A 19,556-nucleotide genomic window follows, 5' to 3' on the forward strand; every position below is an offset into this window, starting at 1 on the left:
AATTGACTAAAGGTAAAGTTGTTCAAATAGGTATTCTTCTTTCTCTATTAGGATTAATAAGTTTTAAATTATTTTCGCTAATTGGCGTGGATAATTTCACAACGAATACTTTTTCAAGCTGCATTCTATTTTTAATTGTCATTACTTGGGTATCTTCGTATGTTTTTAGGGTTATAAATGGAAAAATGACTTTTATGGAACAAAGGAAGCGTTATAGAAAAGATTATGAAAAAGTTGTTAATGATAAACTAGAAGCTAAGTTCAATGCATTGTCAAAGGAAGAACAAGAAAAACTAATGGAAGATTTAGAAAAAAATCCTTAAGTCCTTATAAGTAAAATTAAAAAATTCATGAAAGAGCACGAAATGAAATTGATCAAAAATAATTATCTATCAAAAGTAGATGAAAAGTTTTATAACTTAAAAAGTAATAACAAATTAGCTTTGATGCCTTTTATTATGGCAGGAGATCCCAATGTTGAGATTACGTCTGAGATATTATTAAAGTTGCAGGATAATGGAGCTGATCTTATTGAATTAGGAATCCCATATAGTGATCCTCTCGCAGATGGACCTACTATTCAACTGTCTGCCTCTCGCGCCTTAAAAGCAGGCACAACTCCAAGAAAAGTAATTACCCTTTTAGATTCTTTAAAAGGCAAATTAAATATTCCCATCGTGCTTTTTTCTTACTTAAATCCTCTTCTATGTTTTGGATTTGAAGAATTTTGTGAAATGGCATCCAATGCTGGAGTTTCTGGACTAATAATTCCTGATCTCCCTCTTGAGGAAGCCTATAAATTTTCGAATGTAGTTAGAACATATTCTATGGACTTAATTTTATTGGTAGCTCCAACTACTCCTTTTGAAAGGATGGAAAAAATATCTAACTATTCGAAAGGTTTTACTTATTTAGTAAGCGTTACGGGTGTTACAGGAGAGAGAAATAAAATGGAAAATAGAGTAGAAAATCTTATTAATAAGTTAAAACAAATAAATAATAATCCAATTGCCGTTGGTTTTGGAATTTCTACTCCTGAACATATTAATAAAGTTCGTGAATGGGGAGCTGATGGAGTAATTATTGGAAGTGCATTTGTAAAACGAATTTCTAGTTCAAGTGAAAAAGATGTTGTTGATCAGGTTGGTAAATTTTGTAAAGATATGAGATTAGCTGCCGATCAAAAAAATTAAACTTAGTAAAAATATTCTTTTTAAATTAATTATTTAAGTATTTATAAATTAATTATCAAATTTATCTTTGTTATTTTTAAGATTCTTCAGTAGGTAATAATCTAATTTGTTTTCTTCCAAGCTTGATTTCGAATTCATCACCTGCTTTTAAATCCAGAAGTGCTGTATATGCTTTCCCAATCAAGAGGTTTCCATTTCCTTGTACCGTAGCTATGTAACTTAGTTTTCTCCCCCCTTTCCCAATTCCTGCAACTCCAGAATCACCAAGATTTATTCCTTTTGCTTCTAAAAGAGCTTCATAAAAGGCTGTGAAATTTAAGCGTTCACCTCCATTTTTTTTAGTGGAAACATACCCACAAGCTCGAACAAGTTCAGACTTGCTAACGTCACCAAGTTCTTTAACTTTTGCAAGAAGTTCACTACCAGTGAGCATAATTAATTATTAGAAAGTTCTTCCTAAATAAGATAGCAATTTGTATGTAATATACGCAATTATTTATTGTATATTTAATCTATTACTTATCTTAAAAAAAAATGGAAAAGTTTGTTGTTTTTGGAAAGTACTGTGAAGATGTATTGATTAAAAGGGAACCATTTCGTAAACAACATCTTAATAGACTTAGAAATTTAAAAGATCAAAATATTTTAGTTACTTTAGGACCAACAAAATGCACTAAATATTTGTTTGGTATTTTCAATGCTACTGATGAAAAACAATTAAGTACTTTTATTGAGGAAGATATATATTGGAAAAAAGGCATATGGACTAATTATGATATATACCCCTGGGTACAAGCTTTTTAAATCTAATTTTAAATTAAATTTAGGTGTTTAAATTATTAATTAGAAAAAATCTTGATTTATAAAAATACATAAAAATATTTATTTTCTAAATTATAAAATATTTATTTTTATGTTATTTTTAATGTTTTTTTATTTTTAAATAAATATATTCAATTATTTAAAGAAAACATTATTTTAAATTAAATATATTTTTCTAAAATATTATTTAGCTACTAGTATCTTGGTTTATTTGGTTTACTAATGAGTCTATATCTAATTGATTATATGGTGGCGTTTGGTTAATCTCTTGATAGTCATTTTTGAAATTGTTTAACCAGTTTTGTTCAATCTTTATGAGATTCTTTGCGACGTTGAACATACCACCTTTCTTATAAAATTCTTTGATTTTGAGAATAATTTCAGATGTTCTACTTGATTTAATTTTTAATTCATAGGCCAAATCCTTTTGATTAAGTCCATGGGTTTTTAACCAATCCTTAATAAAGGAGATTAGTTCTTTTTCTTCCTGTTGAGATAATTTTCTCATTCAAAAAAAAGGGAATAACTTATTAAGCTTATTTTCTGCTCTTTCTCTTATTGATGGAGTCATATATTTACCCCAAATACTAAGTACTGCTGTGAGTGCTACAAAGTCATCACTAAAACCAACTAAGGGCATAAAGTCTGGGAAAAGGTCAAATGGCATAATTAAATAAGCTAATGCAGCCATTAAGGAAATTCTTACTTGTGCTGGAGTATAAGGATCTATAGCCATTTCCAAAACTTCTAGGGCTGGCTTGGCAATTGTTCTTCCTGCTTTAATAAGAATCTTGATAATGATATTCTCATCAAATGTTGAACTCTCTAAAACTTCAGCATCATAGATTTTTTCTTGGGTTTTGTAATTCTCTTTCATCCTAAAAAATGAAATTTAAATATTTTTAATGGAATTTTTAGCTAATGCTATCAACTAATCCATTCTGTATGCCTGCTTTTCTAAGTTTTCTTAAAGCACGTTGAACAACTTGTCGGCAATATTCCCTGCTGCAACTCATATGTCTCGCAACTTCAGCTAAAGTTCTCCATTCATTTGAGCCGTCTAAACCAAATCTTAGGCTTACTATCTTTCTTTCTTTTTCGGTTAGGTTAGCCTTATCTAATAACTTCCAGGCAGATGCTGTTCTTTCGGCTAATTCAGCTAATTCCATAGGAGGGGTTTGATCACTTGGAAGAATATCAACTAGTTCAGAGGGATCTGATTTTGATTTGACAGTGCCTTGAAGACTAACAGTGATACTTCTCACTTCACAAGAGAGGAGTTCATCAATCTCCTCTTTAGTGATTTTCATCTCTTCAGCAAGTTCCTGGCTGTTAGGTGGAATCCCCTTAAGTTGCATAAGCTTTGATTTTGCTGCTCTTAATTTTGTAAGTTTTTCATTAATATTTACTGGGATCCTAATGGTTCTACTTTGAGTCGATAATGCTCTATTCAATCCTTGCCTGATCCACCAATAAGCATAGGTAGAAAATCTATGCCCCCTAGAGGGATCATATTTTTCTACGGCTCTTGTAAGGCCTAAAGTTCCCTCCTGAATTAAGTCCAATAATTCTAATCCTTTACCTTGATATCTTTTAGCAAGATTGACAACCAGTCTGAGGTTGGCTGTTATCATCTCGTTTTTGGCCTTTTCACCAATTTTAATTTTTTTTCTTTCAGCTTCGGAATATTCACAAGCAGGACCTTTGCCACCTGCCTCTTGACATCTATTAAGAAGCACAACCATTTCTTGGACTTTTCTGCCCATAGTGAGTTCTCTTTCGGGAGTCAAAAGTTGATGACGACCTATTTCACCAAGAAAATCGCTTAATGAACTCACGATTTACCTCTTTGTTAATATATTCAACTTATAGTCAATTCAGTAATAAGCCATACATGTAATAATTAATTAATAATTAATTAATAATTATTAGTTAATTAATTAACATTTTTTTCCCAAATTTTCAGATTAAAAATTATAAATTTTAATTATTTAATTTTTTCTTCTTGATTCTAAAACAGCGAGTACATCTCTCCAATTAACTCCTTTATGCATAAGGGCTACTTGAAGATGATAAATTAAATCAGCAGCTTCATTTGAGATTGAATTTTTATCATTATCTTTGCAAGCCATTATAAATTCTGCTGATTCCTCTCCTATTTTTTTTAAAATTGTATTACTGCCTTTTGTTAATAAATGATTTGTGTAACTTTTTTCTGATGGATTTATCGATCTTTCGTTAATTGTATAAAATAATTCAGAGCAAATATTTGAAAAGGGTGTTGTCTTTTTCTTTTTTTTATTATTTTGATTAATTTGGATTTCGTTGAAAAAACAACTTTTTTCCCCAGTGTGACATGCTCCTGAACCATTTTGTTCAATCAAAAGAATTAGTGCATCATTATCGCAGTCGAATCTTATCTCTTTAAGTATTTGGGTACTTCCACTTGTAGCTCCTTTTCTCCAAATTTCTGATCTTGATCTACTCCAGTAATGAACGTTTTTGGTTTCAAGTGTCATTGTCAAAGACTCTTTGTTCATCCAAGCAAGCATAAGAATCGATCCGTCAAGCCAATCTTGTGCTATTGCAGGGATTAATCCATAATTATCAAAGCGTAGATCTTCTATTGAAAAATTATTTGAATAAGTCATTATGTTTGCTATGTTAAATCCTGCTCAGTATGTTTTATTAAAAATTATCCTAACAGTTAATTGATGCATATTCATTCGTTGAAATTTTCATGCAGTAAAAGTTACGAGGATTTCCCCTGTTCACATAGGCAATGGCGCCATAAAGGCCACTGCAGATTTGTGCATGGATATTCAAGATCATTCACCTTTTGCTTTACTGCAAAAAAATTAGACCCAAACGGTTTTGTTGTAGATTTTTCAAGTCTAAAGCCCCTAGAAAATAGACTAAAGGAGCAATTTGACCATACTTTTTTAGTAAATAAAGATGACCCTTTGTTAAATTACTGGAAAAAATTAAATGACTTAGATGCCTTAGATCTGAGAATTATGGATAATGTGGGTATGGAGTTCACTTCTGAATTAATTTGGAGATGGGCTAATGAATACTTGCAAGAAAAGGATAAGGGCAGAACATGTTGTTGGAAAACAGAATCAAAAGAAAATAAATCCAATAAAGCAAGTTATGAGAAAATTCCTGATTGGTTTAAACCTTAGATTAAAGTTGTCTAATTTCAAGTCATATAGAATTCTTTAATTTAGATCTTTAATCAACGATTATCTCTCCATTAGCGAGATAAATATTAATCTCGTCTTTATTAAAGTAATGATTATTCAATATATTATTTGAAATTTTTGTCTCAACTTGTTTTTGAATAATTCTTTTTAGAGGCCTTGCACCATAGGCATGATCGAAACTATTTTCGACAAGTTGATTAATTGCCTCATCCGAAATTTTGAATTTTAAGTTGTTTTTGTTAAGTCTTTTTTCTAAATTTTGAAGCTGGATTTTTGCAATTTCTTTCATGTCATTTAATTCTAAATTATTAAAAATAACTATTTCATCGAGTCGATTTAAAAACTCTGGCTTGAAAAAATTTTTTAGTTCATTATCAATAACTTTTTTAATTTCATTTGTATCTTCTTTTCTAATTGATAAATCATTTATTGATTGACTTCCTAAATTACTTGTAAGAACAATGATTGAATTTTTGAAATTGATTGTACGACCTTGACCATCAGTAATGATTCCATCATCAAGAACCTGCAAAAGAATATCTAAGATATCTTTATGAGCTTTCTCTATCTCATCAAGAAGTATCAATGAATAAGGATTTTTGCGCACAGCTTCAGTTAGTTGACCGCCCGATTCGAAACCTAAATATCCAGGAGGCGCACCTATAATTTTGCTTACTGAATGCTTTTCCATATATTCAGACATATCCAGTCTTGTAATTGAAGAATTTGAATCGAATATAATTTTGGCTGTTACTTTACTCAGCTCTGTTTTCCCAACACCAGTTGGACCTAAGAAGAGGAAACTGGCTAATGGCTTGCTTGGATCATTTAGACCAGTCCTTGATCTCTTAATGGAATCTACAACAGCCTTAATTGCACTATCTTGACCAATAATTTTTTCTTTAAGGATTGACTCGAGGCTCAAAAGTTTATCTTTTTCTGACTGGTTTAAGTTCTGTACTGGAATAGAGGTCCACTTTGAGACAACTTCTGCAATATCATCAAAAGTAACCTCTTGCCTTAAAAGACTTGTCTCTCCGCTTTTGTGGGAATTAACTAGAGACTCACTTTTTTCTTTCAATTTTTTTTGTAGTGAATTTAAAGTTCCAAATTCTAATTCTGCTGCTTTGTTGAGGTCAAAACTCCTTTTGGCTTGATCTATTTGCAATTGAACAGATTCAATTTCTTCTTTTATGGTGCTAATCTCATCAATTTCATCTTTTTCTTTTTTCCATTTAGCACCTAATTCTGCCTGTTTATCTTTAAGGGATATAAGTTCATTATTGATTTTTTTTAATCTTTCTAGAGAAAAATAATCTGTTTCTCTTTTTAAAGATAATTTTTCCATCTCAAACTGCAAAACTTTTCGATCAATCTCATCAATTTCTTCAGGTTTGGAAGTTATGACCATATTTAATCTTGAGGCTGCTTCATCGATTAGATCTATTGCTTTGTCAGGAAGAAATCTATCGTTGATATATCTTTCGCTAAGGGTCGCAGCAGCAACCAAAGCATTATCAGAAATTCTCACACTATGATGAACTTCGTATCTTTCTCTTAATCCTCTTAATATTGATACAGTATCGTCAATCGAAGGAGCATCAATTTTTATTTTTTGGAATCTTCGTTCTAGAGCAGGATCTTTTTCTATATTTTGTTTATGTTCATTAATAGTTGTAGCACCAATACATCTAAGTTCTCCTCTTGCAAGCATTGGTTTCAAAAGGTTGCTCGCATCTAAAGAGCCTCCACTTGCCCCTGCACCAACTACTGTATGAATTTCATCAATAAAAAGAATGATCTTACCGTCTGATTCCTTAACTTTCTTTAATACATTTTTTATTCTTTCTTCAAATTCTCCGCGATATTTTGCTCCAGCTAAAAGTGCACCCATATCTAATGAAATTAGCTGTCTATTTTGTAGTGCAGAGGGTACATCGCCATTAATAATTCTTTGAGCCAAACCTTCAACAATGGCTGTTTTACCAACTCCAGGTTCTCCAATTAGAACAGGATTATTTTTTGTTCTTCTACTTAATATTTGAATTGTCCTTCTAATTTCCTCATCCCTACCAATAACTGGGTCTAGAATTCCCTCTCGTGCAGATTGAGTTAGATCAATACCATATTTTTCCAAAGACTCATTAGAAGTATCAAATTCATTTTGTAATGTTGGATCTGACTTCATTTTCTTTATAATTTCGAGAAATTCTGTAATACCTTTTTGATTTAAAATGTGAAATCTATATTTATCATCATAAGTTAAACCGTAAACCAAGTGTTCTGTTGATATCACTACATCATTTAAAGTATTTTTAATATCATTCGCTTTCAAAAATACTTTGTGAAGAGTATCACCAATATATAAATTATCTTGTTTATTTTTCATTTTCGCTTTCAAATTTAATGAATACATTATTTCTTTCTCAATCTCTTTGATATTTACATTATTTTTTTTCAAGATTGTTTTCGTAAGATTGTCTTGTTTTATGAGAGCTAAAAATAAATTGTCAGAGTCTACGTTTTGTTGATTATTTTTATAAGCAATTTCTTTAGCCAAAATAAAACAGCTCCAAGCTGAATTTGAAAATTCGCTTGGAACTATTTTCATTAATCAAAATATAATTATGACTGTAATAAGTATTAAGTAAAAAAGACTTAAGTATTAAAAGAATTATTCAACAACAACTTTACCTACCATCCCAGCTCCTCTGTGAGGCTCGCAATAGTAATCATAAGTGCCTGCAGTATCGAATGTTTCTTCCCATGACTCTCCTGGAGCAAAAGCTAAGTCTGCATGACTTAATTCCTCATGTCCATCAAAAACAGCATTGTGAGGGGCAAGTTTATTATTGACGAATTTAACTGTATCACCTGCACTAATGGTTACTGTGCTTGGTTCAAATGCAAGCATTCCTGCATCTGTCCCAAGTTTTACTTCAACTGTCTTAGCTGAAACTGATGAAATACCTAGACCTAGAGTTAAAACTATTGCGAATAACCCTGCAAAGATTGAACGTAACATAATTAAAATTTAGTTATTTATATATATTACAAGGCTTTGCGATCCTAACTGCGAGAATTTTAATTGTTATTACAGCTTGGTAACTTTGATAACCTTAAAATATCATTTAGTGACTTGGCATGACTTTTAAGTTTGAAAGTCTCGGGATTAGTGATGGGGACATGATTAAAGTCGTACTTTTTGATACTGAAGCTATCCCACGGGGTAGTTTGGATGGGAAGAATTCTTAATAATATTTTTAGAATTCTTTTTGTAAGGGGTATCGCAAAATATCTCCTCATATTGTTTCTTTTTAAAAGTGTAATTATGGCCTCATCAATTGAAATAAATTTCTGACCTAGAACAAATTTTCTAAAGCCTCTGTACTGCTCTTCTTTGTGATTTTTAATTAGAAACCCACAAATTTGAGCAATATCATTTGCGTGTATAAAGTGAAATTTCGAATCGAGTTTTAAAAATCTTGCTATCCAAAGCCATTTCCCAATTTCTTTCAATCCACTAGTTAGATAACTTACAGGATATTTACTTTTCTTGCCAAGATTTCCTCCGAAAACCAAGGTAGGGAAAACAGCGAAGGTTTTTTCTGCATATGAGCTTTCTCTAAGTCTCTGGAAGCATTTATATTTTGTTTGTATATACTCTGTTCCATAAATTAATGATTCCCTCATTAATTCTGTTTTTGTGTCAAGAATGCTAGCTGTTGAAAAATAAATAATTTTTTCTAACTTTTTAATATCAAGCATTTCAAGTAATTCTTCAAAAGCTTTAATATTTACTTCATAGGCTCTTTTGGGATCTCCCCAAGCTGTGGCAGTATGTATTAAGTAATTAATTTGACTAATTTCCTTTTTATATTTATTTGATTCCCTGATATCGCAAACCAATAACTTGATTTTTTTATTTTCATGAATAGAAATTGGCAGCTTACTTTTATCCCTTACCATGAGAAAAAGCCTGAATTTTGTGTTTTTCAAAAACCAATCAACTAAATATTGGCCAACACATCCATTAGCGCCTGTTATTAATAAGTTTTTATATCCCAAGACTTTGACTAGTAAGTAAGTTTTTTCCCATGTTCAAAAAATGTTTGAGCATTTTCTTCTGGAGTCCCAGGTAAAATCCCATGACCCAAGTTAAGAATATATTTCCTGTCTTTAATTTTATTGAAAGTATTATCTATCCTTTCTTTTATTGATTCTTCATTTCCGAATAAAATGCCAGGGTCAACATTACCTTGAATTCCAATCCCCCTGGGGATTCTTTTACAAGCCTCTTCAATATCTACAGTCCAGTCTAATGAGATTATATCTACTCCAGTTTTTGCCATTCTTTCTAAAACTCCAGCACTTCCTGAAATGTAAAGAATTATCGGTGTTTCAGGGTATTCCGCTTTTACAATTTCAACAACTTTTTTTTGATATGGCCCAGCAAAGATATCGTAATCTTGTGGGCTTAGTTGGCCTGCCCATGAATCAAAAATTTGTACTACTTGCGCTCCAGATTTTATTTGATATTTAAGATATTCACCAATAGATTTTGCAAAATGATCAAGAAGTTTATGAAGTAAATCTGGTTCATTAAAAGCCATTGATTTTATTAAAGAATAATTTTTACTGCTTTTACCTTCAACTACATATGCAGCAAGAGTCCAAGGTGCGCCAACAAACCCTAAAACTGTTGCCTCATTATTCACATCTTTTTTTAGTGAGGTAAGAACTTGTCCAACAAAACTTAAATTCTCACTTGGATTTAATTCTTTTAAATTTTCTACCTGGTTAAGAGTTCTTATTGGGTCCTCAATAATTGGACCTTTACTTTCTATTATTTCAAAATTTATGCCCATCCCTGGAAGAGGCGTGAGAATATCTGAAAAAAGTATCACACCATCTGGTTTGAAAGCATGAAAAGGCTGCATTGAAATCTCATATGATAGTTCTGGATTTTCAGACCTCTCTCTAAAACTTGGGTAACGCTCCCTTAAATCTCTATAGATTTTCATATATCTTCCTGCTTGCCTCATCATCCATACTGGAGGCCTGTTTACTTTTTTACCTAAAGCGGCAGAAAGTAGTAGTGGTAAATCTTGACCCATTTTTAAATTCGATATTCTTAAAAAAAAATCCAACTTAAAAATCTTACAATGTAAAGCAGAGCAAAAACGTTATATGAACATTTATATGAAGTATCAAGTTAAATGAGCCTTCTTATTTTTTTGATTGATGTTTGAAGATGCTCACGCTTAATGGGGGCAAAGCAAGTTCTAGAGCATTTTGATAATCATGAATATTGTAATTTATGGTTTCTTTGCCCCCCATATTTCCTTTGTTACTGCCCCCGTATCTAGAGCCATCTGAATTAAATATTTCTTCATAGAATCCTTCCACAGGGACACCTACTTTGTATGACCCATGAGTATTAGGTGTAAAGTTAGCTACAACAACTAGCCACTCGTTGGTATATTTTTCTCTTCTCATGAAACTTATAACCGAATTAGATTTGTCATTACAATCAATCCATTGGAATCCATAAGGGTCAAAGTCATTTCTCCATAATGCAGGTTCATTCTTATAAAGAACGTTTAGGTCATCAATCAAGTTTCTGATACCTTTATGAGGCTCAAATTCTAGTAACTCCCATTGCAGATCATCCCAAACATTCCATTCTTGTCTTTGCCCAAATTCCATTCCCATAAATATCGTTTTTTTACCAGGGTGTGTCCACATATAAGTTAGTAATGCTCGAGTATTTGCATATTTCTTCCAGTCATCGCCAGGCATTTTATGTAAAAGATGACTTTTCCCATGGACAACCTCATCATGACTAAGTGCCAGCATAAAGTTCTCTGTATAGTTATATGTAATTGAGAAAGTTACACTATTTTGATGGAATTGCCTAAACCAAGGATCTATTTCAAAATAATCAAGCATATCGTGCATCCATCCCATATTCCATTTCAAATTAAAGCCTAATCCTCCCATGTCAGTTGGTTTGGTTACCATTGGCCAAGTTGTTGATTCTTCAGCTATAGAGAGTGCGCCTGGGAAATGTTGGAAGAGTACATGATTAGCCTGTTGAAGAAATTTAACGGCTTCAATATTTTCATTCCCACCATTTTCATTGGGTATCCATTCTCCATCTGGACGTAGATAATCTCTATAAAGCATTGAAGCTACAGCATCAACTCTTATTCCATCAATATGAAACTCTTCAAACCAATAAACGAGGTTGGCAACTAAGAAATTTCTAACTTCATTTCTGCTGTAATTAAATATTAGGGTCCCCCATTCTTTGTGTTCACCTATGCGTGAATCTCCATGTTCATAAAGATGACAACCATCAAAAAATGCTAAACCATGTTTATCTTTTGGAAAATGACCAGGTACCCAATCAAGAATTACTCCTATGCCCTCTTCATGACATTTATTGACAAACTCTCTAAATTCATTTGGGGTGCCAAATCTACTTGTTGGTGCATACCAGCCTGTAACCTGGTATCCCCATGAACCATCGAAAGGATGTTCAGATATTGGCATAAGTTCGATATGTGTAAATCCTCTCTCTTTTACGTAAGGGATTAGTTTTTCGGTTAATTCTGGATAAGTTAATAATCTTGTCCCAGGTTTTAAATCGGCGGCAGGCACTGGGTCTCTTTGTTCACCATTGTCTTCTAGATATTTATTATCTGTTGATTCATGGAGCCAACTTCCTAAATGCATTTCATAAACTGAGATTGGCTTGTTAATTTGACTGGAAGAATCTCTATTTGAAATCCAAGAGCTATCATTCCAATCAAAGTTTTTCAATTTTGAAACTATTGAACCATTTTGAGGCCTTATTTCATGGAGGAAACCATATGGATCAGCTTTCTCATAAATATGACCTTGTTGTGTTCTTATTTCATATTTGTATGTGTCTCCCTCTTGCATTATTGGCATGAATAGTTCCCAAATTCCCCCTAATCTTTTTTGCATTGGATGATGTCTCCCATCCCAAGAATTTATATCTCCAACTATCGAGATTGATTTTGCATTTGGAGCCCAAATGCAAAACATAACTCCTTTTTGATTATTTTCTTCAATGAGATGTGCTCCCATTTTTTCCCAAATATGATGATGATTACCTTCTGCAAAAAGATGTCTATCAACTTCTCCCATCCACTCTTCTCTGTATGACCAAGGGTCATTTTGTGTATGTTTGATCCCACCTCGTGAAACATTTATTTCGTAATCAGAATTTGGATTTTCCGGAAGGATTGCTTCAAAAAGCCATTTATGATTTATGGTTTCTGCTTTGTAGGTTTTATCTTTAAAATTTATTGTAACTTCATCAGCTTCAGGCATCCATACCCTTATTACCCATTGTTCTTCATAAAAATGAGGACCTAATATTTTTAATGGATTATCATTGCAACAATTTTCTAGGTTGATAGCTTCTGATTTAATCCAGTCTGCTTGAATTGTCTCGATCATGACTGGTAGATATTAAGGATTAATAATATCAAATGATTTACCAAAAAAATAATTATTTACTAAAAAAAGGGGTCATTTTCATAAATGTTTTATTAAGGCCGAAACTTAGAGTAATAATTCTATGATTTGCTGAAGGCGCTCCAACATTTCCTTCCCCAAATCCAGGATTAACGCCAATAGCGGGATAAGCTGCTGCAGATATGGATAAGCGAAGCTTGCTTCCCTTAATCAAACAAATATTTGTTGGCTGCATTGTTATTTGATATTTGCATTCTTCACTTGTTTTGGAGTTTTTAACCCTTAAGAATCCTGTTGAAAATTGATTCACCTTCTCATTACCTTCTTCAACTAGAGATAAAGCAAGGCAGATATCGAAATTGGGCTGATCACTTCTTACTAGGATTTCTAATGTGGGAATTCCTCTTAAATATTGATCTTCTTCAAAAGAATTGGTTTGAAAAACACCTACATCCAAGCGTTTATCAATGATACTTCTATTAAACGTTCCTGGATTTGGACCTAGATGACCACCGTCAGATGGAGTAGGTCGCCATGGGTCACTCACAATTGTGAACCATCCTGATCCTTCTGAATTTAAGGTAAGATTTCCATCTTCAACCTCTACATTTGCTGTGCCATCGCTCTTGAGCCCAAAAATAAATTCAGGGTTAACTTTATTATTTAATTCTTCCCATTTATTTAATGAAATATTCCATATTTTTTTCTCGCTTTTTGAATTCTTAGAATTAAATCTTTCATCTGATTTTAAATGTTTATCAAAAAATTTTAATAAAGATTCTTGTGATCCCTCCCACCAATTTAGATGTGTCGCATTCCCAATAATAATCTCTGGGCTCCCACCAGCTTCTTTAGATTTTTTATAAAGATCAAAGGCACCTCTTAAATGTGGATCCCAAAGTCCTCCAATAATTAACATAGGTTGTTTAATCCATGTTGAAATTGGTTTAAATTCTTCAAATGGGCAATCACTATTAAAATTTTTAAGCCATTCCAAAACAAAGCTATTAGGATCATATTTTTTTAAAGTATCAATTCCTTCCCTTAAATAACTTTTATTTTCTAAAGCTGATCTTATCTTTCCCCACTCAAATATTTTTTTTTCTCTTTTCATTTTTAGTGCTGCTATTTGGAGTCCCCATGCAATATTGTTATTCCACCAAAATGCCCCTCCATCAGAACACCAATGATCTTTAATGTTGAACCCAGTCATTGCTGGAGATAAACAATCAGGAGGCGTTGAATATAATTCACCAGTTAGTTGAGTAAATCCTTGATATGAGAAACCATATAAGCCAAGTTTTCCATTACATTCTTCAAGAGACCTCACCCATTCGTGTGTTTCTGAAGTATCGCTAGCTTCTTGTTTGAAACCATTAAAAACTCCCTCAGAAGCACCCATGCCTCTTACATCCTGAATGATTACCATATATCCTTTGGAAGCCCACCATGAAGGATGAGAATAGGTTATTGTTGAAGCTATTTCCCTTCCATAAGGTTGTCTCATTAATAATGCGGGCCATGGCCCATCACCATTAGGCAACCAAATCCTTGATGTAAGTTTGATATTATCTCTAAGTACTAGAGACTTATCAAACCATCTTGAACCATACATTAATCTTTAGATTACATCTGGACAGTGCAGTCCGATAACGTAAATAGAGAAGATCTCAGCATTAACAGGAGTTAATTTGTTTTTTTTTGATACATAATCTATTGCTTTATCTGAACTAGCGGAAATACCTTTTGAATTAAAATCTCTAAACTTATTGCAAATATTAATAGCTTCACTCGGATTCTTTTTAACACTTTCTAATAAGTTTGACTGACTATAAACAGGGTATGAGGATTGAAAAAACAAAAAAAATAAAAATAAAAAAGATTTCATTATTAATAACTTTTTCTAAATTCTACATTAAAAAAAATTTTTAACAAAGATTTCAAATAGATTTTTGGACTTGATTAGCTCTCTTAATCCATTCTTTTAAAAGATTCAAAGTTATGTCAGTTTCACTTTTAGTTCTAAGATTTCTTTCTAATCTCCCAATTTTGCGTTCTAATTCGCAAGGAGTAGATAGTGATAATGATTTAATAGTACCAATACCGCAATGTAAAAGTAGATACGCCTCAGGTGGAGAAATTTCAATTTCTTTTTTAAAAATAGCTATAGCTCTAATTTTCTTTAAATTATTTAATCCACAAAGTGGAGATTTTCTTTGAATATTATTTATGTCTAAGTCTGATAGGTTACTTAGTTTTTCAAAGTCAGTTAGATTTTTTTGAGTAAAGAAAGATTTCTCATGTCTAAAATTATTTGGTAAAAAATCTAAAAAATTCTTGCTTTTCATTATTCTGTAGACTAATTCATTTTTACATTTTTCTGAATTTCTCCTATTACGACTGGTTGACTCACACCATCTGAAATTTTTTCAAGTTTCCTAATCTTTATTTTTACATTAGCACCTGACCTGCTTCCTCTCCTGAGGTTCTCCGATAATTGTTCTAAAGTTGGCTTAATAGATTCTTCAGGGAAGTCCTCATCTGCTTTTGCAATAATCAAATCGAACCCATTGTCATAAACAATTGGGACATATTTTGCATTCTCAATTACTACATTTTCAGTATAACTTTGTATAAATGCCCAACTACTTAAAGAGAGTAATAAAGAGAATATGGTGGCTCCTATAATTCGAAATTTAAACCCAAAATTAAATATAAAAGCTGCTAAAGTGCATATAAAAAGGAATAATCCTAAGAATCCAAAAATTTTGGGTGTGTTATCTAATAGTTCAAAAAAAGACATTTAGTGGCTTTGACCTAATTAATTTCTTATATTTTGTAAGCCTACTCTATTTTTGGGCTCTAACTTGAAAAAAATTAGATCTCTAAATTTAAATACAAAAATTCTTTCTGTAGGAATACTTTTCGCCTTAGGAATTCTAGGCACATTTTTATTAAATAATTTTTTAAGAGATAATTACAATTCCAGGAAATCAGAACTTGAAGATGTTTTTGGGAATTTTTTAAATAAAAAGATTGATTTAGGTAATTATGCCGGAATTAGGTTTCTAGGAATTTCTCTTAAAGATTCAAAACTTACTGATAAAAAAAATATAAATTCTGAAATTAAAGCTCAAAATGTTTATGTAGGTATTATGCCTTTTAGATCTTTATTAAAACAAAAATGGATATTAAAAATAAGGCCCGAGCAAACTGAAATTAATATTGATAGAGATTTTTTTAAAGAGCATGAAGCCAATCGTAATTCTCGAATCAAAAATAAGTCACAATCAAAGTATGAATTAAACTTTAGCATTAACAAATATTCAGACCTAAAGCTTCAAAATTCAGGCTTAGAAACAAAAGTTAAAGGCAATATTATCTATAAGTCCAATAATAAAGAAATTATTGCAAATTTAAAATCTAATTTTTATGGAAAAGGTTTTTTAAAACTAAAATTTAATACAAAATTAAATCAAGAATTTTTAAAACTGGAGTTATTTTCTAGTGGATTAGATCTTAAGAACTCAGAATATATATTTAGGGGCAGAAAAATTAATTTCCAAAAAGGAAATTTTAAATCTAATTTTAGATTTAACAAATCAACAAAGCAAACATTTTGTAAAGGAAGATTTTCATTTACTAATTTAAAAATAAAGCCTGAAGCTTTCTCAGAGAATATAAATTCTGATTCAACAATTTTTTATTGTAGGGATAACAATTTAATTGGAAATTCAGAAAAATTTGATTATGGAACTTTGACTTCAAATTTCAATCTAAATGTCCCATTAAATGAAAGTTATAACAATATAAATTTGAAAGGAAGTATTGGATACATTAATAGTCTGAATCCGGACATTAAATTTTCAGGTAATATTCCTTATTGGGTTGATAAAAGAGGAATTAATCTCGGGGATATAGATTCAAGTTTTAAAATAAATAGAACTCAATTATCTAATTTAAATATTTTCCGAAAAAATGATATAAGAGGATTTATTACTGCTGAAGGAGAATTAAAAGGAAAAATTAGTAATCCTGATCTTTTTGTAAATTTTAATGTTGATTATCCCCACTACAAAGGGATTCGCATAAAAGAAATATGGGAGGGTGAAATTAAAAATGATGATGATCAATTTCTGCTAAATATGAAAAATAGATACTCTCCAATCCCTTCATTCCTCTCAGTGAAATTAAATTCTTCGCTTAAATTAGATAGTGCAACTTTTAGTAGAGTTTTTAACTCCTTTAAAGGCAGTATAGATTTAGTTAAAGAGAATGATAGTTTTATTTGGAATGCTGATAATTTTCCTATTGATGAACTTGAGTTAGCTGTTAACAACAATCAATTCGATAGTATTAATGGAATTATTAATGGTTCGGGATCGATATCATTAGACCAGTCTTCTCTTGATGGAAGACTGTCATGGAGTTTAGGTAAATATAGAAATATAAAGTTAGCAAATTCATTATTTGACTTTAGATTTAAAGATGATGAATTTTATGTAAACTCATCCTTGTATCCAATTGATGGGGGTATAATTGAAGCCGAATACAATACAAAAAAAACTAATTTAATTAATTTAGACTTTAACAATATAAGTACCAGTTGGACTATCCTTACAGCTGTTGATATTTTTAATTTTGATAATAAAAAAGTTGTTCCAACTAGAAAATCTAATATCTTGGATGACTTAGAAATAAATAAAGAAAATATTTCATTTAATGAGAGGATAGATTTTATAAAAGAAATTATTGAAAATAAGAATACTTTAGAAGACAAATTTAACTTACAAAAATATTTAAATAAATTCAAAAGTAGATATAACGCAAAAGTAACTATCGTTGGAGATAGACCACTTAATTACAAACTTAATTCAAAATTGAATGGCTATTTTTACACCACCAATAATGATAATAAGAAAAACAAAGAGGAATTTTCGATTAATTTGGAAGGAGGTTTACTACAAGGTAATGGTTCTTTAAAAATTAAAAAATTACCATTAAGTGCTGCAAATATCTTTTTAAAGAGACCAAGAGATTTTCTTGGCGGTTTGGATATTAATTTACTTTATAATCTTGATACAAAATCTTTCTCGAGTGAAATTTCTTCAAATAATTCATCAATTAAAAATAATAAAATATTATTTGATGAAGGTCTTGTTGAATTTAATAACTCTATTTTTGATGTTAAATTTTCCTTGCTTATTAATGACTCAGAAATTCCAATTAATATTGAAGGAATAATACCTATAAATAAAAAACAAAACTTAGATCTAAGATTGACTGGCAATGGTAAATTTATTGAGCTAATTGATATTTTTGCTGAAGAATACTTTACCTTTAAAAAAGGTGACGTGAATATTAGAACAATAGTAAAAGGTACTATTAATAAACCCATATTAAATGGATTTGTAGCAATAAAAGATTCTGAAATTGATTTTTATGATAATACAATAAAAGATTTAAATAGTTTGATAATTTTTGATTTTGATTATTTAGAGATCAAAAGTTTCAAAGCAAAAGCCGAAAATTCAGGAAATATTTTCATAAAAGGTTCTTTGCCTTTTTATAGTAAAAACAACTATGGGTTAGAAGAGATAAATTTTAAAACAAATAAATTTTCTATAAAGACGGATAATTTTAATTTTTTATTAGATTCCGATATAGATTTAATTGGATCATTTGAAAACCCAGTTTTAAGCGGTAATTTATCTCTTAATAATGGATTTATTAATTTTAATAGAACCAATAAAAAAAATAAAATAGATAATACACTTAATCAAAATGGAAATAAAAAAAATTGGCCAGAACTTGATTGGAATATTAATAAGAATATTGAAATAATTTCAAATGAAACAATTTTGAATTCAGTTCTTTTAGGAGAAACCTTGCCTAGTTATTTGGATAATTTAAGTTTTAATAATCTTATTCTAAAACTTGGACCAGAGTTTAAACTTCAATATTCTGATATAATTCAAGCTAATTTAGATACGAAATTAGACATTAATATAAATGGATCGGTAGGAAAAGATTTAAAAGCTAGAGGTCTTATTTTTCTTGAGAAAGGTAGAGCAAATCTATATACAACTCCCTTCAAACTAGATAGAAATAAAGTTAATTACATTTTGTTTGCAGAGAGAAGTGGTTTGGTGCCATATATAAATTTTTCTCTTGTAAGCAAAGTTCCAGATTCTATAATACCAATAAAAGAAAATAATCAGGATCCTAATATTTCTGGAGATCTTGACGCAGATGCAAATTTAAATAGTTTTGGAACATTTGGAATAGGCAATACAAGGCTTATCAGAATTGAAGCTTCTTATGAGGGATTTTTAGATCAATTGTCTTTTGAAGATGAAAATAAAAGAATAAAATTAAGAAGTACTCCGAGTTATAACAGATCTCAAATCATTGGTTTGATTGGAGGGAACTCTGCTAATTTAATTAATAGAGCATTTATTTCTCAACTAAATAATGCTGATGCTTTTAGCGAGAGATTTCAGCTATCTCTATATCCAGCCTTAATAGAAAATAATGATTCCTTAAATAATATTTTTTCTAATGAAAATTTAGACATAGAAAACGATAGACAATCATATTCTAATGCTGAAAATGCTTCCCAAGCTTGGGTCGCTGAACTAGGGATTGATATTACCGATGCAATCAATTTTGCTTTTCAGACTGTTCCAGGCAGAGATGAGATCCCACCTATAGGAATTTTGACTTTTCAGGCCAATCCAAACTTAGAATTATTAGGTTCTTTTGATTCAAATGGGGATTGGAAAAGTCAAGTTCAATTATTTTTTAGATATTAAGTCACAAA

General features: G+C 30.8%; 19 protein-coding genes. 5 read left to right on the forward strand and 14 right to left on the reverse strand.

Going from position 1 to position 19,556, the window contains the following annotated elements; genetic code table 11:
• The first annotated feature begins 2 nt into the window (after window positions 1–2).
• Window positions 3–323 carry a DUF3007 family protein gene (locus HA151_RS03000; RefSeq protein ID WP_209106023.1) on the forward strand — a complete coding sequence of 107 codons (321 nt, stop codon included), beginning with the start codon at window positions 3–5 and terminating at the stop codon, window positions 321–323.
• Between the two features lie 27 nt (window positions 324–350).
• A complete protein-coding gene (trpA, locus tag HA151_RS03005; protein WP_209106024.1) occupies window positions 351–1,193 on the forward strand; it encodes a tryptophan synthase subunit alpha in 843 nt (280 codons plus the stop codon).
• A gap of 76 nt (window positions 1,194–1,269) precedes the next feature.
• On the opposite strand, the gene HA151_RS03010 is transcribed toward trpA, so the two are convergent.
• Entirely contained in the window at window positions 1,270–1,626 is a 357-nt protein-coding gene (locus HA151_RS03010; protein WP_209106025.1) for an AbrB family transcriptional regulator, read from the reverse strand.
• A 101-nt stretch (window positions 1,627–1,727) separates the two neighbouring features.
• On the opposite strand from HA151_RS03010, the gene HA151_RS03015 reads away from it, so the two are divergent.
• Window positions 1,728–1,997 (forward strand): YciI family protein, encoded by a 270-nt coding sequence (locus HA151_RS03015; protein ID WP_209106026.1) that lies wholly within the window; start codon window positions 1,728–1,730, stop codon window positions 1,995–1,997.
• A gap of 205 nt (window positions 1,998–2,202) precedes the next feature.
• On the opposite strand, the gene HA151_RS03020 is transcribed toward HA151_RS03015, so the two are convergent.
• From HA151_RS03020 to hisIE, 4 genes are all read right to left on the reverse strand, one after another.
• Complete coding sequence (locus tag HA151_RS03020) at window positions 2,203–2,523, reverse strand: hypothetical protein (RefSeq protein ID WP_209106027.1); 321 nt, start codon at window positions 2,521–2,523, stop codon at window positions 2,203–2,205.
• Window positions 2,524–2,892 carry a YkvA family protein gene (locus tag HA151_RS03025; RefSeq protein ID WP_209106028.1) on the reverse strand — a complete coding sequence of 123 codons (369 nt, stop codon included), beginning with the start codon at window positions 2,890–2,892 and terminating at the stop codon, window positions 2,524–2,526.
• Between the two features lie 37 nt (window positions 2,893–2,929).
• Complete coding sequence (locus tag HA151_RS03030) at window positions 2,930–3,853, reverse strand: sigma-70 family RNA polymerase sigma factor (protein ID WP_209106029.1); 924 nt, start codon at window positions 3,851–3,853, stop codon at window positions 2,930–2,932.
• 153 nt (window positions 3,854–4,006) lie between these two features.
• Window positions 4,007–4,666 carry a bifunctional phosphoribosyl-AMP cyclohydrolase/phosphoribosyl-ATP diphosphatase HisIE gene (gene hisIE / locus HA151_RS03035; protein ID WP_209106030.1) on the reverse strand — a complete coding sequence of 220 codons (660 nt, stop codon included), beginning with the start codon at window positions 4,664–4,666 and terminating at the stop codon, window positions 4,007–4,009.
• 63 nt (window positions 4,667–4,729) lie between these two features.
• Here hisIE and HA151_RS03040 point away from each other — a divergent pair, with 63 nt between their 5' ends.
• Window positions 4,730–5,200, forward strand: a complete 471-nt coding sequence (locus tag HA151_RS03040; protein ID WP_209106031.1) for a 6-carboxytetrahydropterin synthase — start codon at window positions 4,730–4,732, stop codon at window positions 5,198–5,200.
• Between the two features lie 49 nt (window positions 5,201–5,249).
• Here HA151_RS03040 and HA151_RS03045 read toward each other — a convergent pair whose 3' ends face one another.
• From HA151_RS03045 to HA151_RS03085, 9 genes are all read right to left on the reverse strand, one after another.
• Window positions 5,250–7,832, reverse strand: a complete 2,583-nt coding sequence (locus HA151_RS03045; RefSeq protein ID WP_209106032.1) for an ATP-dependent Clp protease ATP-binding subunit — start codon at window positions 7,830–7,832, stop codon at window positions 5,250–5,252.
• A 63-nt stretch (window positions 7,833–7,895) separates the two neighbouring features.
• Window positions 7,896–8,246, reverse strand: a complete 351-nt coding sequence (petE, locus tag HA151_RS03050; protein ID WP_209089128.1) for a plastocyanin — start codon at window positions 8,244–8,246, stop codon at window positions 7,896–7,898.
• A gap of 59 nt (window positions 8,247–8,305) precedes the next feature.
• Window positions 8,306–9,289, reverse strand: a complete 984-nt coding sequence (locus HA151_RS03055) for an NAD-dependent epimerase/dehydratase family protein (RefSeq protein ID WP_209106033.1) — start codon at window positions 9,287–9,289, stop codon at window positions 8,306–8,308.
• Window positions 9,290–9,297: 8 nt separating this feature from the next.
• Window positions 9,298–10,338, reverse strand: a complete 1,041-nt coding sequence (gene hemE, locus HA151_RS03060; RefSeq protein WP_209106034.1) for a uroporphyrinogen decarboxylase — start codon at window positions 10,336–10,338, stop codon at window positions 9,298–9,300.
• Window positions 10,339–10,450: 112 nt separating this feature from the next.
• The gene (gene glgB / locus HA151_RS03065; protein ID WP_209106035.1) at window positions 10,451–12,715 is read right to left on the reverse strand and encodes a 1,4-alpha-glucan branching protein GlgB; all 2,265 of its coding nucleotides are present in this window, start codon (window positions 12,713–12,715) and stop codon (window positions 10,451–10,453) included.
• Between the two features lie 52 nt (window positions 12,716–12,767).
• Complete coding sequence (locus tag HA151_RS03070) at window positions 12,768–14,348, reverse strand: CocE/NonD family hydrolase (RefSeq protein WP_209106036.1); 1,581 nt, start codon at window positions 14,346–14,348, stop codon at window positions 12,768–12,770.
• 6 nt (window positions 14,349–14,354) lie between these two features.
• The gene (locus tag HA151_RS03075) at window positions 14,355–14,621 is read right to left on the reverse strand and encodes a hypothetical protein (RefSeq protein ID WP_209106037.1); all 267 of its coding nucleotides are present in this window, start codon (window positions 14,619–14,621) and stop codon (window positions 14,355–14,357) included.
• 52 nt (window positions 14,622–14,673) lie between these two features.
• Window positions 14,674–15,081, reverse strand: coding sequence for a DUF4332 domain-containing protein (locus tag HA151_RS03080; RefSeq protein ID WP_209106038.1), 408 nt, complete (start codon window positions 15,079–15,081; stop codon window positions 14,674–14,676).
• An 11-nt stretch (window positions 15,082–15,092) separates the two neighbouring features.
• Window positions 15,093–15,536: a DUF2518 family protein gene (locus HA151_RS03085; RefSeq protein WP_209106039.1), complete on the reverse strand. Its 444-nt coding sequence runs from the start codon at window positions 15,534–15,536 to the stop codon at window positions 15,093–15,095.
• Window positions 15,537–15,600: 64 nt separating this feature from the next.
• Between HA151_RS03085 and HA151_RS03090 the strand changes: the two genes are divergently transcribed.
• Entirely contained in the window at window positions 15,601–19,548 is a 3,948-nt protein-coding gene (locus tag HA151_RS03090) for a translocation/assembly module TamB domain-containing protein (RefSeq protein ID WP_245151554.1), read from the forward strand.
• Window positions 19,549–19,556 lie beyond the last annotated feature (8 nt).

Source organism: Prochlorococcus marinus XMU1419, from assembly GCF_017695955.1.
GTDB classification, from domain to species: Bacteria; Cyanobacteriota; Cyanobacteriia; order PCC-6307; family Cyanobiaceae; genus Prochlorococcus_A; species Prochlorococcus_A marinus_AD.

Excerpts from the sequence above, each read along its gene's own strand:
- trpA (WP_209106024.1), top strand. The coding sequence starts at position 351 with ATGAAAGAGCACGAAATGAAATTGATCAAAAATAATTATCTATCAAAA.
- HA151_RS03010 (WP_209106025.1), bottom strand. The coding sequence starts at position 1,626 with ATGCTCACTGGTAGTGAACTTCTTGCAAAAGTTAAAGAACTTGGTGAC.
- HA151_RS03015 (WP_209106026.1), top strand. The coding sequence starts at position 1,728 with ATGGAAAAGTTTGTTGTTTTTGGAAAGTACTGTGAAGATGTATTGATT.
- HA151_RS03020 (WP_209106027.1), bottom strand. The coding sequence starts at position 2,523 with ATGAGAAAATTATCTCAACAGGAAGAAAAAGAACTAATCTCCTTTATT.
- HA151_RS03025 (WP_209106028.1), bottom strand. The coding sequence starts at position 2,892 with ATGAAAGAGAATTACAAAACCCAAGAAAAAATCTATGATGCTGAAGTT.
- hisIE (WP_209106030.1), bottom strand. The coding sequence starts at position 4,666 with ATGACTTATTCAAATAATTTTTCAATAGAAGATCTACGCTTTGATAAT.
- HA151_RS03040 (WP_209106031.1), top strand. The coding sequence starts at position 4,730 with ATGCATATTCATTCGTTGAAATTTTCATGCAGTAAAAGTTACGAGGAT.
- HA151_RS03045 (WP_209106032.1), bottom strand. The coding sequence starts at position 7,832 with ATGAAAATAGTTCCAAGCGAATTTTCAAATTCAGCTTGGAGCTGTTTT.
- petE (WP_209089128.1), bottom strand. The coding sequence starts at position 8,246 with ATGTTACGTTCAATCTTTGCAGGGTTATTCGCAATAGTTTTAACTCTA.
- hemE (WP_209106034.1), bottom strand. The coding sequence starts at position 10,338 with ATGGGTCAAGATTTACCACTACTACTTTCTGCCGCTTTAGGTAAAAAA.
- glgB (WP_209106035.1), bottom strand. The coding sequence starts at position 12,715 with ATGATCGAGACAATTCAAGCAGACTGGATTAAATCAGAAGCTATCAAC.
- HA151_RS03070 (WP_209106036.1), bottom strand. The coding sequence starts at position 14,348 with ATGTATGGTTCAAGATGGTTTGATAAGTCTCTAGTACTTAGAGATAAT.
- HA151_RS03075 (WP_209106037.1), bottom strand. The coding sequence starts at position 14,621 with ATGAAATCTTTTTTATTTTTATTTTTTTTGTTTTTTCAATCCTCATAC.
- HA151_RS03080 (WP_209106038.1), bottom strand. The coding sequence starts at position 15,081 with ATGAAAAGCAAGAATTTTTTAGATTTTTTACCAAATAATTTTAGACAT.
- HA151_RS03085 (WP_209106039.1), bottom strand. The coding sequence starts at position 15,536 with ATGTCTTTTTTTGAACTATTAGATAACACACCCAAAATTTTTGGATTC.